General features: G+C 65.1%; 12 protein-coding genes. 6 read left to right on the top strand and 6 right to left on the bottom strand.

What is annotated here, in order from left to right; genetic code table 11:
• The 6 genes from pilB to uraH all read right to left on the bottom strand — a co-directional run bounded on the left by pilB (position 1) and on the right by uraH (position 6,694).
• Positions 1-1,728 carry a type IV-A pilus assembly ATPase PilB gene (pilB, locus tag AC56K1_RS10985; protein ID WP_497157877.1) on the bottom strand — a complete coding sequence of 576 codons (1,728 nt, stop codon included), beginning with the start codon at positions 1,726-1,728 and terminating at the stop codon, positions 1-3.
• A 466-nt stretch (positions 1,729-2,194) separates the two neighbouring features.
• Positions 2,195-3,754 (bottom strand): methyl-accepting chemotaxis protein, encoded by a 1,560-nt coding sequence (locus AC56K1_RS10980; protein WP_497157876.1) that lies wholly within the window; start codon positions 3,752-3,754, stop codon positions 2,195-2,197.
• A 72-nt stretch (positions 3,755-3,826) separates the two neighbouring features.
• On the bottom strand, positions 3,827-4,234 hold the full coding sequence (locus tag AC56K1_RS10975; RefSeq protein WP_497157875.1) for a hypothetical protein: 408 nt from the start codon (positions 4,232-4,234) through the stop codon (positions 3,827-3,829).
• A gap of 9 nt (positions 4,235-4,243) precedes the next feature.
• The gene (locus AC56K1_RS10970; RefSeq protein ID WP_497157874.1) at positions 4,244-5,500 is read right to left on the bottom strand and encodes a hypothetical protein; all 1,257 of its coding nucleotides are present in this window, start codon (positions 5,498-5,500) and stop codon (positions 4,244-4,246) included.
• 204 nt (positions 5,501-5,704) lie between these two features.
• Positions 5,705-6,262 (bottom strand): ClpP family protease, encoded by a 558-nt coding sequence (locus tag AC56K1_RS10965; RefSeq protein WP_497157873.1) that lies wholly within the window; start codon positions 6,260-6,262, stop codon positions 5,705-5,707.
• A gap of 78 nt (positions 6,263-6,340) precedes the next feature.
• Positions 6,341-6,694: a hydroxyisourate hydrolase gene (gene uraH / locus AC56K1_RS10960; RefSeq protein WP_497157872.1), complete on the bottom strand. Its 354-nt coding sequence runs from the start codon at positions 6,692-6,694 to the stop codon at positions 6,341-6,343.
• Between the two features lie 103 nt (positions 6,695-6,797).
• Here uraH and puuE point away from each other — a divergent pair, with 103 nt between their 5' ends.
• The 6 genes from puuE to AC56K1_RS10930 all read left to right on the top strand — a co-directional run bounded on the left by puuE (position 6,798) and on the right by AC56K1_RS10930 (position 15,615).
• Complete coding sequence (gene puuE / locus AC56K1_RS10955; protein WP_497157871.1) at positions 6,798-7,751, top strand: allantoinase PuuE; 954 nt, start codon at positions 6,798-6,800, stop codon at positions 7,749-7,751.
• A 141-nt stretch (positions 7,752-7,892) separates the two neighbouring features.
• Complete coding sequence (gene xdhA / locus AC56K1_RS10950; RefSeq protein WP_497157870.1) at positions 7,893-9,374, top strand: xanthine dehydrogenase small subunit; 1,482 nt, start codon at positions 7,893-7,895, stop codon at positions 9,372-9,374.
• Entirely contained in the window at positions 9,371-11,704 is a 2,334-nt protein-coding gene (gene xdhB / locus AC56K1_RS10945; RefSeq protein ID WP_497157869.1) for a xanthine dehydrogenase molybdopterin binding subunit, read from the top strand. The genes xdhA and xdhB overlap by 4 nt, the downstream gene beginning before the upstream one ends.
• On the top strand, positions 11,704-12,687 hold the full coding sequence (xdhC, locus tag AC56K1_RS10940; RefSeq protein WP_497157868.1) for a xanthine dehydrogenase accessory protein XdhC: 984 nt from the start codon (positions 11,704-11,706) through the stop codon (positions 12,685-12,687). Before xdhB ends, xdhC begins: the two co-directional genes overlap by 1 nt.
• Positions 12,687-13,994, top strand: coding sequence for a guanine deaminase (gene guaD / locus AC56K1_RS10935; protein WP_497157867.1), 1,308 nt, complete (start codon positions 12,687-12,689; stop codon positions 13,992-13,994). The genes xdhC and guaD overlap by 1 nt, the downstream gene beginning before the upstream one ends.
• Before the next feature lie 127 nt (positions 13,995-14,121).
• A complete protein-coding gene (locus AC56K1_RS10930) occupies positions 14,122-15,615 on the top strand; it encodes an adenosine deaminase (protein WP_497157866.1) in 1,494 nt (497 codons plus the stop codon).
• Positions 15,616-15,740: the final 125 nt, after the last annotated feature.

Here is a 15,740-nt window from a genome sequence, read left to right as displayed (position 1 = left end):
CTATTCGTTGGTGCAGCCGAGCACTTCTTCGAGGCTGGTCAGCCCCTGTTTCACTTTCATCAGGCCCGAGCGGCGCAGCGAGTTCACGCCTTCCTTCTCGGCCTGGGCGGCGATCTGCATCGAATTGCCGTGCGCCAGGATCAGCGCCTCGATGGCGGAGGAGATCGGCATGATCTGGTAGATGCCCACGCGCCCTTTGTAGCCTGAGCCGAGGCAGCGATCGCAGCCGGCCGGGCCGTAGGGCTTCCAGCTGCCGTCCAGGTCGGCCTCGCGGTAGCCGGCGGCGACCAGCGCCTCGCGCGGGGTCTCGAGCGGCTGCTTGCAGGTGCACAGGCGGCGCGCCAGGCGCTGCGCCGTGATCAGGATCACCGACGAGGCGATGTTGAAGGGCGCCACGCCCATGTTCATCAGGCGCGTCAGGGTCGAGGGCGCGTCGTTGGTGTGCAGGGTCGAGAACACCATGTGGCCGGTCTGGGCGGCCTTGATCGCGATGTCGGCGGTTTCCAGGTCGCGGATCTCGCCGACCATGATGATGTCCGGATCCTGGCGCAGGAATGATTTCAGCGCCACCGGGAAGGTCAGGCCCGCCTTGTCGTTGACGTTGACCTGGTTCACGCCCGGCAGGTTGATCTCGGCCGGGTCTTCCGCGGTCGAGATGTTGATGCCCGGCTTGTTCAGCACGTTCAGGCAGGTGTACAGCGACACGGTCTTGCCGGAGCCGGTCGGGCCGGTCACCAGCACCATGCCGTAGGGGCGCGAGATCGCGTCCAGCAGCAGTGCCTTCTGGTCCGGGTCGTAGCCGAGCGCGTCGATGCCCATCTGCGCCTGGGTGGCGTCGAGGATACGCATGACGGTCTTTTCGCCGAACAGCGTGGGCAGGGTAGAGACGCGGAAGTCGATGGCGCGGGTCGGGCCCATGATCAGGCGCATGCGGCCATCCTGCGGCACGCGCTTTTCCGAGATGTCGAGCTTGGCCAGCACCTTGATGCGCGAGACCAGCTTTTCGCGGATCGACAGCGGCGGCGAGGCGTGGTCGCGCAGCACCCCGTCCACGCGCAGGCGGATCCGGTAGTATTTTTCGTAGGGCTCGAAGTGGATGTCGGAGGCGCCCATCTGCACTGCGTCCATCAGGATCTTGTTCAGGAAGCGCACGATCGGCGCGTCCTCGACCTCGTTGCTGGCGTCCGCCGGCGCCAGCGCCTGCGCTTCTTCTTCGGCGAATTCGATTTCCGCTTCTTCGCCGGCCAGGTCGTTCAGGCTCTGCTCGGCGCTCTTGGCCAGGCCGGCCAGCAGCTTGAGCAGCACGTCGTGGGCCACGATCACCGGTTCCACCGAGGCTTCGCTCTGGAACTTGATCTGGTCCAGGGCCTGGGTATTGGTCGGGTCCGACAGCGCCACCGACATCTTGTTGCCGCGCTTGGCCAGCGCGATGACGCGCTGCGCCTGCATCAGCTTGGCGTCGATGGCGGTGAGCGGGAAGGCTTCCGGCGCGAAGCTCGACAGGTCGAGCAGCGGGTAGCCGAAGGTCTCGGCGCAGAAGGCGGCCAGCGCGCCCGGATCGATGATGCCGCTCTCGAGCAGGGCGTCGATGAAGGCGGTCTTGTCGGCCGCGGCTTTCTTTTGCAGCGCGTCGGCCTGTCCCACGCTCAGCCGGCTGGCCTGGACCAGCGCGCGCGCCAGTCCGGACAGTTGCGTGCCGGAAGTCGTGTTGGGGAGGACTGCTGCCATATGAGCCGTGGAAAAGGAGCGCTAAAAAACGGGAAACAATGCAGGAAGGATTCTTTGGATGATGCCTACGGGCATCAAATTTGTAAAGGATTTGTGCCCGCCTAGATGCATGCGCGCCACGGCGAGGCCATGACGGCGCCGCGTTCGTGGTGCACCCGACAAGCCTTGTGGTTGGGCCGACAAGGATTATGGTTCAGGCGACAAGGGAAGGTGTTGACGGCGCCGGTTGCATCAGCTTGACCAGCCGGATCGGCAGCGCGAGTGCCGGCGCGAGTACCCACACGGGGACGGTATCCGAGGGGCCCCGTAGAAGAGCTTGCGGGGTGTTGAGAGTAAGGCATGCCTGGGACGGGGCAAGCGGGGGATTGTGGTGCGAGGATAGCTGGGTGGAGTGCTGGAAAAATTGGGCTCCCGCCAAGTTCGCCGCAAACCACCGCGCAAACTGGCGGACGCAATAAATTAAAACTTAACGCAAGGCCAGCCGATTCGCGGAAGCATTTGCCGGCGCCTGCGCTTCCAGCTTGAACACCGACAGCGCCCCCGTCAGCTGGGTGGTCTGCTCGGTGAGCGACTCCGCCGCCGCCGAGGCTTCTTCGACCAGCGCCGAATTCTGCTGGGTCATCTCGTCGATGCTGCCGATGGCGCGGCCGATTTCGTCGATGCCGGCGCTCTGGCGGGCGCCGGCGGCGCTGATCTCGGCCATGATGGCCTGCACCTTGCGCACCGATTCCACGATCTGGCCCATGGTGACGCCTGCTTCGTCCACCAGCACGCTGCCGGCGCTGACCTTGGCCACCGAGTCGCCGATCAGGCCCTTGATTTCCTTCGCCGCCGCGGCCGAACGCTGCGCCAGGTTGCGCACTTCGCCCGCGACCACTGCGAAGCCGCGGCCCTGTTCGCCGGCGCGCGCCGCTTCCACGGCCGCGTTCAGCGCCAGGATATTGGTCTGGAAGGCGATGCCGTCGATGACCGAGATGATCTCGACGATCTTGTTGGCCGAGCTGTTGATGTCGCCCATGGTGGTGACCACGCCGCCGACCACCTGGCCGCCGCGGGTCGCGATATCGGTCGCGGTTTCCACCAGTGCGTTGGCCTGGCTGGCGGCAGCGGCGTTCTCGCGCACGGCGCCGGTCAGTTCGTCCATCGAGCGGGTGGTGCGGTCCAGGCTCGCGGCCTGCGATTCGGTGCGCTGCGCCAGGTCGGCATTGCCGCTCGCGATTTCGGCGCTGGCCAGCGCGATGGTGTCGGCCGAGGCCTTGATCTCGGCGACCAGGGTCGCCAGGCGGCCGCGCATGTCCTTCAGCGCCACCAGCAGGCTGCTGTCGTCGCCGGCTTCAATGCGGATCTCGGTTGACAGGTCGCCGGCGGCCACGGCGCGTGCGATCTCGCGGGCATAGGCAGGCTCGCCGCCGAGCTGGCGCCAGATGGTGCGCACCACGAACCAGGAGATCACGGCCAGGCTGGCGATCACCACCAGGGCGGTGAGCAGCATCGAAATCATGACTTTGTTCACGCTGTTCTTGCTGTCCTCGATGCCGGTGGCGAACTGGCGCTGGGCCGCTTCATTGACCTTGGCGAGGTCGCTGTTCAGGACCGCCAGCGCCGGCTGCATCTTGCCGACGGCCGCCTGCGGGTCGCCTTGCTCCATCTCGAGCATGATGCGCGCGGCCGACAGGGCCGGTGCGTAATAGGCGTCGAATTCCTTGCCCAGGCGGGTGCCGGTCTCGAACTGGCCCGGGATTTGTTTGAACTTGTCCAGCTTCGCGCGCAGCTTCGTGGCCTGCTCGCCGACCTGGCCGATCTTTTCCTTGTCGCCTTCGGCGACGGCGTCACGGAAGCCGTCGGCGACGGCTGCGACGTCCAGGGTGAGCGCCTTGGAGGCGTCGAGCACCGGGTAGTCGACGCTGGCGGTCGTGGTGATCGACCGGAGTGCGCCGTTCGCGATCATCACGCTCGCGCCTGCACCCAGGCCGAAAATAATGGCGGAAATGACGGGCAATGCCCAGATCCTGCGCTTGATGCTCATTGTTGTCTCCAGAATGCAGAAACCGCCGCGGGCTTGAAGACCGGCGGCGGGTATTGCTAGACGCGTGTGCGTTTATTGCGCGGTGTAGACGACTTTGACGGTCGCATCGACAGCGCTCTTCTCGATATATCCGATGGCCTTCGGGTTGGCGGCGACGGCAGCCTTGACGGCGGCGTTGTCGGCGACTTCCTTCGGCATCGTGGCCTTGCCGGTGAAGACCAGCTTGGACCACAGGGCCTTGGCCTGGGCTGCATCCTTGTCCGCGACCTTCTTGTAGAACTCGTTGCGGACCGGGGCGCCGTCGGCCTGGTCGATCGGCGTCATCGACGACGACTTACCCAGGAAGAACTGGGCGACCTGCTCCTTGGTCATCGCCGATTCGGCGGCTTTCGGGTTGACCACGACCACCACTTCGGCGAAGGCCGGAGCGGCAGCGGCCAAGGTAGCGGCGGCGAACAGCGTTGCAATAATCTTGTTCATGGTCGCTCCTTAGAAGACGAAATCGAGGGCGACGGCGCCGACGGTCACGGTGTCGTTGAAGCCAGGCTGCACGTTGATGAACAGGCCGTTGCCGTTCTTCGGCTTGATGCGGTCGACCTGTGCCTTCAGTGCCACCGAGCTGGCAAAGTCCCAGCGCACGCCGAGCGTGTTGGTCGACTGTTCGCCCTGGCCCACGCCGGTGTTCGGCAGGCGGCGCACGCCGGCGCCGAGCGCCTGCATGGTCGGGGTGCAGGCGGCCGGGAAGCCGGCCGGGCAGGCTGCCGGCACGGTGTTGACGACGGTGCTGTCGATCTTCAGGTTGCTGCGGGTGTAGTACGGCAGGAATTTGCCGATGCGGTAGCCGCCCATCACATACCACGAGCTGGTGTCGTTGATGTAGGTCTCGGACTTGCGCTTGGCGAACTCGGTCTGGACAACGATGTTGTTCCAGTCCATCGACAGGCCCAGCGAGCTGAAGTGCGCGCGCTTGTTCTTGGCTTCGATCTCGGCAGCCAGTGGAGCCAGCTGCGGGAAGCGATAGCCGGCACCGGCAGCGCGCAGGCTACCCACCAGGGTGTTGAGCGAGACCGAATCGTCGATGGTGATCTTGCCGGTGGCGTGACCGGCGCGCACGGTGAACGGGCCGTGTTCGGCGCTCACGTTGACAGCAGCCAGGCCCTTGCCCTGGGCGTGGATGTTGCCGGAAATCGGCGACTTCACGCGGCCGTAGGCCAGCTGGGAGGTCACGGTCGTGTCGCCGAAGCTGTGCTGCCAGGTGACATCGGCGCCGTCGATACTGTTGAACGGGACCTGCGAATACACTTCGGCTGGCGGACGCAGCATGGTGTTGGCATAGCCGACGTTACGGTAGTCCGAGATCATGAAGACCGGCAGGCCGACGCGGCCGATGCGCACGCTCACTTCGTCCGAAATGCGGGCCTTGGCGAACGCCCAGCTCAGTTCAGCGCCGAAGTTTGCCTCGGCATCCTTGCGCACCAGGCCCTGGGCCGTCAGCGACAACCAGCTGTTGACCGGCATGTCGGCCTGCAGGCCGAGGTTTGAGTCGATACCGGTGCGGAAGTCTTTCGAGGAGCCTTCGGCCTGGTTGGGACGGGCGAATTCAGCCTTGTCGGTGTTGGCATAGGTCAGGGCGCCGGTGCCGAAGCCGCTGACTTTGACGGATGGGAAGCCGGCGCTTTCCTGCGCGAAGCTCGTGGAAGCTGCCAGCGGAAGCGCCAGCAGGGTAGCGATCAAACGTTTTTTCATAATGATTCTTGTTGCGCTCATGTTGCGTACAGCTGCTCGGGAAGGGCGGTGCCGACCCAGCAGCAAGCAGGCAGCACCGTGAAACACTGGAAATGATTCTATCCAGCGAGCAATTTTGAGCGCAAGGGAATAATGACAATTGGTGATATTTCTTCCAGGAATGCTATCTTGCCGTTGTGAGATTGAAACAGTGGCTTGTCAGACTTAATTCCACCAATGACAAGTAGTTCCGGCAGGGGGGAGTTGCGCCTGGACGGCGCGATGGATGAGGCCGGCCTGGACCGCTTCATCGGCGTCGAAAATGCGGGCGCTGCCGAATAAATTGGCGTGGATATCGGTGGGGGTGCCGGCCTCGGTGGTGGCGTCGAGGACGGCCTTGGCATAGCGTTCGGCGTCGAAGTCGAGGCAGTCGCGCCATTCGGACACGCGGGCATGGTCGGCCGCGGCCAGGCTGCCGAAGCCCCAGTGCAGCGGGTGGATCAGGAAGCGGGTGCCGGGGCAGGCATAGCGTTTTTGGCCAGCCAGGAAAATGACCACGGCCACCGATTCGACGCTGCCGATATTGTGGGTGGTGAGCGGCACCGGGAGCGATTTCAGGAAGAAGTAGAGCGCGAAGCCGGCCGTCATGTTGCCGCCTTCGCTGGACATGTGCAGTTCGATCTCGGTGGCGCCGTTTTGCAGTGCCTGCAGGCACAGGTTGCGCACCGCGCTGGCGGAACTGTGGTTGATGGGCCCGATGAAATGAACGATGTGCAATGCCATATGCTCTCCGGTACGCTGAAACCAAGCATAGCAAGATTCACTTTGGCGCAGCGTCCGGCTGCAAGGCAGCAGGGGTCCCTAGCTTCCCCGGTAGGTGGAATAGGACCAGGGCGTGACCACCAGCGGCACGTGGTAGTTCTGGCTGTTGTCAAAAACGCCGAAGGCGATGGTGATGCGGTCGAGGAAGCGCGGCGAGGGCAGGGCGACGCCCTGGGCGGCGAAATAGTCGCCTGCGTGGAAGACCAGTTCGTACTGCCCGGCCTGCAAGGCCTCGCCCTCGAGCAGCGGGGCGCCGCAGCGGCCGTCGGCGTTGGTCAGCTCGGTCTTGACCAGGCGGCGTCCGCCCTCATCATTGATGAACAACTCCACCTTGACGCCGGTGCCGGGCCGGCCATGGGCGGTGTCGAGGACGTGGGTGGAAAGTTTGCCCATGGTGCTCCCATATCGGATGGATGAGTTGAAGTATGCGAGTAATCATATACCCTTGTGCTTCCTGCAATATATGATCGCCGATATACCTGCTTCTTCAGAAACCATGGACACCTACTCGAACTATCCGCGCGACCTGGTTGGCTATGGCCGCACTCCGCCGCATCCGCAATGGCCGGGCCAGGCCAGGATCGCCCTGCAGTTCGTGCTGAACTACGAGGAGGGCGGCGAAAATTCCGTGCTGCACGGCGACCCGGCCTCGGAAACCTTCCTGTCCGAGATCATCGGCGCGCAAGCCTTCCCGATGCGCCACATGAGTATGGAGTCGCTCTACGAATACGGTTCGCGCGCCGGGCTGTGGCGGATCCTGCGCCTGTTCGAGGAGCGCGGCCTGCCGCTGACCGTGTTCGCGGTCGCGATGGCGCTCAAGCGCCACCCGGAGGCAGCCAGCGCCTTCCGCGAGCTGGGCCACGAGATCGCCTGCCACGGGTTGCGCTGGATCTCGTACCAGAACATGGACGAGGACACCGAACGCGCCCACATGGCCGAAGCCGTGCAGGTCATCCGCGAGCTCACGGGAGAGGCGCCGCTGGGCTGGTACACCGGGCGCGATTCCCCCAATACCCGCAAGCTGGTGGTCGAGCACGGAGGTTTCGCCTATGACGCCGACCACTATGGTGACGACCTGCCGTTCTGGCAGCGCGTGCTTGTGCAGGGCGCCGCGGGAGAGGAGCGCTCGGAGCCGCACCTGGTCGTGCCCTATACCCTGGATACCAACGACATGCGCTTCGCCGCCATGCAGGGCTTCAATTCCGGCACCCAGTTTTTCGATTATTTAAAGGACGCGTTCGACGTGCTGTATGCCGAGGGCGATCCGAACGGGCTGAACCAGCCAAAGATGCTGTCGATCGGCCTGCATTGCCGTCTCGTGGGACGGCCGGCACGGGCGGCGGCGCTGGCGCGCTTCCTGGATTACGTGCAGCGCCACAAGCACGTGTGGATCACGCGCCGCATCGACATCGCCAATCATTGGAAAAGCGTCCATCCTTTCCTAGAATGAAGTTGCGGGGCCTTTCATAAGATATGCTCATATATTGATAAGTAATATATGCAATATCTTATAAATGGGGTGGCCGCGGGTGGTAGCCTTCCGCCCTTGGTGAAAAGCGCCCAGTACAGAGATCAACCGACGAGACCCACGATGCCAGACCCGATCCGATTTTATTACCGTGGGGCCGTCCAGGAAGTGCGGGATGCCGCACCGACGCAGACCATCCTGCAGCACCTGCGGGAAGACCTGCATTGCACCGGCACCAAGGAAGGCTGCGCCGAGGGCGATTGCGGCGCCTGCACGGTCGTGGTCGGCTCGCTGGAAGGCGGCAAGCTGATACTAAAGGCGGTCAATTCCTGCATCCAGTTCACCCCCACGCTCGACGGCAAGGCGCTGTTTACCGTGGAAGACCTGCAACAGCAGGACGGCACGCTGCACCCGGTGCAGCAGGCGCTGGTCGAATGCCATGGTTCGCAATGCGGTTTCTGCACCCCGGGTTTCGCCATGTCGCTGTGGGGCATGTACCTGAAACAGGAAGGCCGCCAGCCTTCGCGCTGCCAGATCGACGACGCCCTGTCGGGCAACCTGTGCCGCTGCACCGGCTATCGCCCGATTATCGACGCCGCCCGCCGCATGGTCGAGCTGCCGCCGGCCTCCTTCGACCGCGCTGCGCTGGCCGAGCGCCTGCAACTGCTGCAGCGCGCGCATGGCTTCAGCTACGAAGCCAAAGGCGGACGCTTCCACGCACCGCGCACCCTCGACGAGCTGGTGCAACTGCGTACCGAACACCCGACTGCGCTGCTGCTGGCCGGGTCGACCGACGTCGGCCTCTGGGTCACCAAGCACATGCGCGAGCTGAACGACATCATCTACCTGGGCCAGGTCGAGGCGCTCAAGGGCGTCAGCGAAACCGGTGGGATGCTGGAAATCGGCGCCGGCGTCACGCTGAACGATGCCTATGCGGCGGTATGCCGCCATTATCCCGACGAGCTGGGCGAGATGTGGCAGCGCTTCGCCTCGCTCCCGATCCGCAATGCCGGCACCCTGGGCGGCAACGTCGCCAACGGCTCGCCGATCGGCGACTCGATGCCCTGGCTGATCGCCCTGGGCGCCCAGGTGGTGCTGCGCGGCGCCGCCGGCGAACGCGCGCTGGCGCTGGAAGATTTTTATCTCGGCTATCAGCAGAAAGACCTGCGCCCCGACGAATTCGTGCAGGCGATCCGCATTCCGCTGCCACGAAGCGGCCTGCAGTTCCGCACCTATAAACTGGCCAAGCGCTTCGACCAGGATATCTCGGCCGTGTGCGCGGCCTTTGCGCTGAGGTTTGAAGCCGGCACCGTAACCAGCGCGCGCATCGCCTTTGGGGGCATGGCGGCCACGCCCAGGCGCGCGGCGCGCGCCGAAGCAGCACTGGTCGGGCAGCCATGGACCGAAGCGGCCATGCGCGCGGCCATGACGGCGATGGCGCAGGATTACGCGCCGCTGAGCGACATGCGCGCATCGAGCAATTACCGCATGCGGGCCGCGCAGAATTTGCTGCGCCGTTTCTGGCTGGAGACGCGGGTGGATGATCCGCTGCCGGCCACCGCCGTCAATGCGTTTGCCGCCGGCGCCTCAGGAGAATCGAGATGAATGACGCAGGCACCCCCAAGCTTGGCACGGCCCAGTGGAACGAAGTCGGCCGCGCGCGGCCGCATGAATCCGCCGTACTGCACGTGCTCGGCCAGGCCACCTATACCGACGACATGTTAGAGACAGCCGGCACGCTGCACGCCGCGCTCGGCCTGTCCAGCCGCGCCCACGCGCGCATCACGGCCATCGACCTCGAACCCGTCCGCGCCAGCCGCGGCGTGGTGGCGGTGCTGGTGGCCCAGGACATCCCCGGCACCAACGACTGCGGCCCGATCATCCACGACGACCCGATCCTGGCAGATGGGCTGGTGCAGTATGTCGGCCAGCCGGTGTTCATCGTGGTGGCCGACAGCCACGACAACGCACGCCGCGCCGCGAAACTGGCGAAGGTCGGGTACGAAGACCTGCCGGCCATCCTCACCCCGCAGGCGGCGCGCGCCGCGCAGTCCTATGTGCTGCCGCCGATGCGCCTGGCGCGCGGCGACGCGGAAACCGCCTTTGCCCGCGCGCCTTACCGCGCCAGGGGCGAGCTGTATGTCGGCGGCCAGGAACAGTTTTACCTTGAAGGCCAGATCGCCTATGCGATTCCCGGCGAAGACCGCGGCATGCACGTCTACTGCTCGACCCAGCACCCGAGCGAGATGCAGCACGTGGTCGCGCACGCGCTCGGCCTGCATTCGCACCACGTGGTGGTCGAATGCCGCCGCATGGGCGGGGGCTTCGGCGGCAAGGAATCGCAATCGGCGCTGTGGGCATCCGCGGCCGCGATCGCTGCCGCACGCCTGCGTCGTCCGGTCAAGCTGCGCGCCGACCGCGACGACGACATGCTCGTCACCGGCAAGCGCCACTGCTTCCACTACGAATACGAAGTCGGCTACGACCGCGAAGGGCGCATCGTCGCCGCCAAGGTCGACATGGTCACCCGCGCCGGCTATTCGGCCGATTTGTCCGGGCCGGTGGCCACGCGCGCCGTCTGCCACTTCGACAATACCTATTATTTGTCCGACGTCGAGATCCGCGCGGCCTGCGGCAAGACCAATACCCAGTCGAACACCGCCTTCCGCGGCTTCGGCGGGCCGCAGGGCGCGATTGCCATCGAATACGTGATCGACGAGATCGCGCGCAACCTCAGGCGCGACCCGCTCGACATCCGGCGCCTGAATTTCTATGGCCGCACTGACCGTAATGTCACGCCCTATGGCCAGACGATCGTCGACAACGTCATCCATGAGCTGGTGGCCGAGCTGGAAGAGACCAGCGACTACCGCGCCCGCCGCGCGCGAATCGCCGAATACAACCGTCTCAGTCCCGTGCTCAAGAAAGGCCTGGCGATCACGCCCGTGAAATTCGGCATCGCCTTCAACGTCACCCACCTGAACCAGGCGGGGGCGCTGGTGCACGTCTATGTGGACGGCTCGATCCTGGTCAACCATGGCGGCACCGAGATGGGGCAGGGCATCAACACCAAGGTGATGCAGGTGGTCGCGCACGAACTGGGCGTGGACTTGGCGCGCGTGCGCGCCACCGCCACCAATACCAGCAAGGTCGCCAATACTTCGGCCACCGCCGCTTCCACCGGCGCGGACCTGAACGGCAAGGCCGCGCAGGACGCCGCGCGCAAGATCCGCGACCGCCTGGCCGCCTTCGCCGCTGGAGAATATGGCGGCGACGCCCTTGAAGTGCAGTTTGCTACGGATACCGTGTTCGTGGCCGGGCGCGAGGTCCCGTTCGGCGAGCTCGTGGCCAAGGCCTACCTGGCGCGGGTGCAGCTGTGGTCCGACGGCTTCTATGCCACGCCCGGCCTGCACTGGGACCCGAAGACCATGAACGGCCACCCGTTCTCCTACTACGCCTATGGCGCGGCGGTCTCGGAAGTCGTGGTGGACACGCTCACCGGCGAATGGAAGCTGCTGCGCGCCGACGCGCTGTATGACGCCGGCAATTCGCTGAACCCGGCGATCGACATCGGCCAGGTCGAAGGCGCCTTCATCCAGGGCATGGGCTGGCTCACCACGGAAGAATTGTGGTGGAACCCGGCGGGCAAGCTGATGACCCACGCGCCGTCGACCTACAAGATCCCCGGCATCTCGGACTGCCCGGAAGATTTTCGCGTGCACCTGTTCAGGAACCGCAACGCCGAGGACAGCATCCACCGCTCCAAGGCCGTCGGCGAGCCGCCGCTGTTGCTGCCGTTTTCGGTGTTCTTCGCCATCCGCGACGCGATCTCCGCCGTGGGCGGACACAAGGTCAACCCGCCCTTGAATGCGCCGGCCACCTGCGAGGAAATCCTCAAGGCGGTGGCAGCGGTCGAAGCTGCGCAGGGCGCGTGATGATCGAAGGATTGAACGCCGCGCCCCAGGCGCCGGCCGTGCTGGTGACGGTTGCCCGCGTCGAGGGCTCGGTGCCGCGCGAGCCGGGCGCACGGATGCTGGTGCACGCCTCGTGCTTCCATGGCACCATCGGCGGCGGGCACCTGGAGCATCGGGCTCTGGAGATTGCGCGCGGCATGCTCTCTAGGGGCGGCGCAGCGCATATCGAGCGTTTTCCGCTGGGGCCGAGTCTTGGGCAGTGCTGTGGCGGGATTGCCTACCTGGCGTTCGAGATGGCCGATCCGGGCCAGTTGGCGCTGCTCGATGCACGCCGCAACGAAGATACCTGGCGCATCGTGGCGCTCGATGGCGAAACCCGATGGGCGCTGGCCGATGCGGCGGGACTTCTCCTGGCCGGCGAACCCGGGCCCGCGTTCGACCCTGCCGCCGGCACCCACGTGATGGAAGAGGGCGGCCGCCGCTGGCTGGTCGATGCTGTCCTCGCCCCGCGCGAGCACCTGATGCTGTTCGGCGCCGGCCATGTCGGCGCCGCCATCGTGCGTGCGCTGGCCGAGCTGCCCTGCCGCGTGACCTGGGTCGACGAGCGCGACGACCTGTTCCCGCCTTCGATCCCTGCCAACGTGACGATCGAGGCGACCGACTCCCCCGAGGCGCTTGTTGAAAAAGCGCCACAGGGCACCAGCTTTTTGGTCATGACACACAGCCATGCCCTTGACCTGCGCCTGTCGCACGCGATACTGTCCCGCCCCGGCACCGGCTGGTTCGGCCTGATCGGCTCCGATACAAAACGCCGCCAGTTCGAACACCGCCTGCGCGAACGCGGCGTTGCCGCCGACCGCCTCGACGCCATGGTCTGCCCCGTCGGCCTGCCCGGCATCGAGGGCAAGGCCCCGGCCGTGATCGCGGCCTCCGTGGCGGCCCAGCTGCTCACCATCTGGGAAGCAGCCGCCCGCCAACCTGACGTTTCTTCGGAAGTAAATTGATGTCCATCGCACAAACAAACGTGCAAGCCTACCGCGCGAGCTTGCTGCATTTTCACGCCGACCCGGCCTTCGACCCCGGCGCCCATGCCTGGCATGAGGATGGCCTGCTGGTCATCGAAGACGGCCGCGTCAAGGCTGCGGGCGACTATGCCACGCTCGCCTGCACTCTGCCAGAGGGCGTCACGCCGGTCGACTACCGGGGCAAGTTGATCACGCCCGGCTTCATCGACACCCACCTGCATTTCCCGCAGACCGACATGATCGCCTCGCCGGCGCCCGGCCTGCTGCCCTGGCTCGACACCTATACCTTCCCGACCGAGCGCCGCTTCGGCGACACGGAGCATGCGCGCGCGACCGCCGAGTTCTTCCTGGACGAGCTGCTGCGCTGCGGGACCACGACCGCGGTGGTTTACTGCACCGTGCACCGGGAGTCGGTCGATACCTTTTTCGAAGTGAGCGAAGCGCGCAACCTGCGCATGGTGGCCGGCAAGGTGCTGATGGACCGCCACTGCCCGGACTTCCTGCGCGACGTCGAAGGCGGCGTCGGCGACAGCGCGGACCTGATCGAGAAATGGCACAAGCGCGGCCGCGCGCTCTACGCCATCACGCCGCGCTTCGCGCCCACCTCGACCGAAGCCCAGCTGCGCGCCACGGGCGAGTTGGCCGCGAGCTTCCCGGACACCTTCATCCAGACCCACGTCTCGGAAAACCAGGACGAATGCACATGGGTGGGCGAGCTGTTTCCGCAGGCACGCAGCTATCTCGACGTGTATGAGCGCTTCGGCCTCATGCGCCCGCGCGCGCTGTTCGGCCACTGCATCTGGCTCGACGACGAAGACTTCGCGCGCATGACGGCCACGGGGAGCGCTGCGGCGGTCTGCCCGACGTCCAATTTGTTTCTCGGCAGCGGCCTGTTCGACTTCGACCGCGCCGACCGCGCGCGCACGATGCTCTCGCTCGGCACCGACGTCGGCGCCGGCACCTCGTTCTCGATGCTGCAGACCATGAACGAAGCCTACAAGGTGGCGCGCCTGAAGGGCAGCTACCTGCCGGCACTGCGCATGTTCTACCTGGCCACCCTGGGCGCGGCGCGCGCCATGGACCTGGAAGGCACGATCGGCAGCTTCGCGCCGGGCGCGGAAGCCGATTTCATCGTGCTCGACCCGGCCTCGACCCCGCTGCTGGCGCGCAGGACCAGGCAGCTGGAGTCGCTCGAGGAACTGGTGTTTGCGCTGGCGCTGCTGGGGGATGACCGGGCGGTGAAGGCGACCTATTCGGCGGGTGCGCTTGTTCATACCCGAGGCTGACGTTAGGGTGGGCGGGATTCGGCAAGGCGGCCATTGGCCATATTGCCAACCCCAACTCAACCGTATAGAGTTGCGCGGTCACCGCGAGCCCTGGCCCGCATTTAACCGCACCAGAAAGTCACCACCCATGCACATCAAACTGACCGGCAGCGCCATGCTCGCCCTGGCCGTTGCTGGCGCCCCGCAGGCGCTGGCCAAGGGCCCGGCATCCACCATCAACGAAGCGGCCACGGCGCGCCATTACGCGAGCCTGGTCGCCGGTGAGCCGAAAACGGCCGAGCTGACCCTGTTCTTCACCCAGATGCCCAAGGGCGGTGACCTGCACCACCATTACTCGGGATCGGTCTATGCCGAGCAGTATCTCGATTTCGTGGACCGCCAGGGCCTGTGCGTCAACAAGCAGACCTACCGCATCGAGACGAAGAAGGACGTGATCGCCCAGGAGCGCGCCAGGCCGGCGGACGAACGCAACTGCCTGTCCAGCGCCGAAGTCTATGCCGACGACTTCACCTATCGCGAAGTGCTGCAGCGCTGGTCGAACAAGGACTTCCACAACCACGGCGCGGTCCAGCCGCCGCCGGACCGCCTGTTCTTCCAGACCTTCGGCTTCTTTGGCCCGGTGTCGAACGCGAACTTCCGCGAAGGCCTGCAGGAGCTGAAGAAGCGCGCGATCGAAGAAAACGTCGGCTATATCGAGACCATGTTCAAGATGTCTCCTTTTGTGGTCAACAAGGACTTCGACCAGCAGGCCTGGCAGAACGCCAATGACGACAAGGCGTTTGACGCGCAGATGGGCGCCTGGCTGGCCGTTCTGGAGCAGGACGCAGCGTTCCGCAAGTCCACCGAAGATTTCGTGACGAAGATCCACGAGTCGGCCGAGGGCATCGACGACGAGCGCTTCACCATGCGCTACCAGACCTACGTGCTGCGCCTGCTGAACCCCTCGCAGGTGTTCTCGTCGATGGTGTCCGGCTTCAAGTCCGCGAAAATGAGCGACAAGATCGTCGGCGTGAACATCGTGGGCCAGGAAAGCACCATGGTCTCGATGCGCGACTACGCGCTGCACATGAAGATGTTCCGCTTCCTGAAAGCCCGCTATCCCGATGTGAAGGTGGCGATGCATGCGGGCGAACTGGCGCTGGGTGACGTGCCGCCGGAAGGCCTGAAATTCCACATCGACCAGGCCCTGGTGGTCGCTGGCGCCGACCGGATCGGCCACGGCATCGACCTGGCGCACGAATCGAACGCACCGGCCATCCTTGCGAAGATGCGCAAGGACGACATCCCGGTCGAGATCAACCTGACCTCGAACAGCTTCATCAACGGCATCGAAGGGGCGAACCACCCGGTCACCCTGTACCGCAAATACGGCGTTCCCTACGTGATCTCGACCGACGATGCCGGCGTGACCCGCCATACGCTGTCGAACGAGTACGTGCTGTTCGCCAGCCGCTACAAGCCGGGCTATGCGGAGCTCAAGAAGACCTCATACAACAGCATCCGCTACGCCTTCCTGCCGGTGGCAGAAAAACAACGCCTGAGCCGCCAGCTGGACGCCCGTTTTGCCGCCTTCGAAGCCAGAATTGCCAGCCTCGTTAAGACACAAACGCCGGGAAAATAAGCGTCGCGACAGGCGGTCCGGCAGCGCGCCGGATCGCCTGGTAGTTATCTAAAATTGGTAACTTTTTGATCATGGATTAGCGTCGCCCTGATTTTTGTGGCCATCTTGCTACAAATTCCTTCCCG

It is taken from the genome of Telluria sp. ZB4P37 (genome assembly GCF_059685855.1).
Note: the sequence above shows the minus strand (reverse complement) of the source record. Positions and strands in the feature narration are given on the sequence as shown.

Bases quoted from the DNA above. Each gene is read 5' to 3' on its own strand.
- pilB (WP_497157877.1), bottom strand. From the start codon at position 1,728: ATGGCAGCAGTCCTCCCCAACACGACTTCCGGCACGCAACTGTCCGGA.
- AC56K1_RS10980 (WP_497157876.1), bottom strand. From the start codon at position 3,754: ATGAGCATCAAGCGCAGGATCTGGGCATTGCCCGTCATTTCCGCCATT.
- AC56K1_RS10975 (WP_497157875.1), bottom strand. From the start codon at position 4,234: ATGAACAAGATTATTGCAACGCTGTTCGCCGCCGCTACCTTGGCCGCT.
- AC56K1_RS10970 (WP_497157874.1), bottom strand. From the start codon at position 5,500: ATGAAAAAACGTTTGATCGCTACCCTGCTGGCGCTTCCGCTGGCAGCT.
- AC56K1_RS10965 (WP_497157873.1), bottom strand. From the start codon at position 6,262: ATGGCATTGCACATCGTTCATTTCATCGGGCCCATCAACCACAGTTCC.
- uraH (WP_497157872.1), bottom strand. From the start codon at position 6,694: ATGGGCAAACTTTCCACCCACGTCCTCGACACCGCCCATGGCCGGCCC.
- puuE (WP_497157871.1), top strand. From the start codon at position 6,798: ATGGACACCTACTCGAACTATCCGCGCGACCTGGTTGGCTATGGCCGC.
- xdhA (WP_497157870.1), top strand. From the start codon at position 7,893: ATGCCAGACCCGATCCGATTTTATTACCGTGGGGCCGTCCAGGAAGTG.
- xdhB (WP_497157869.1), top strand. From the start codon at position 9,371: ATGAATGACGCAGGCACCCCCAAGCTTGGCACGGCCCAGTGGAACGAA.
- xdhC (WP_497157868.1), top strand. From the start codon at position 11,704: ATGATCGAAGGATTGAACGCCGCGCCCCAGGCGCCGGCCGTGCTGGTG.
- guaD (WP_497157867.1), top strand. From the start codon at position 12,687: ATGTCCATCGCACAAACAAACGTGCAAGCCTACCGCGCGAGCTTGCTG.
- AC56K1_RS10930 (WP_497157866.1), top strand. From the start codon at position 14,122: ATGCACATCAAACTGACCGGCAGCGCCATGCTCGCCCTGGCCGTTGCT.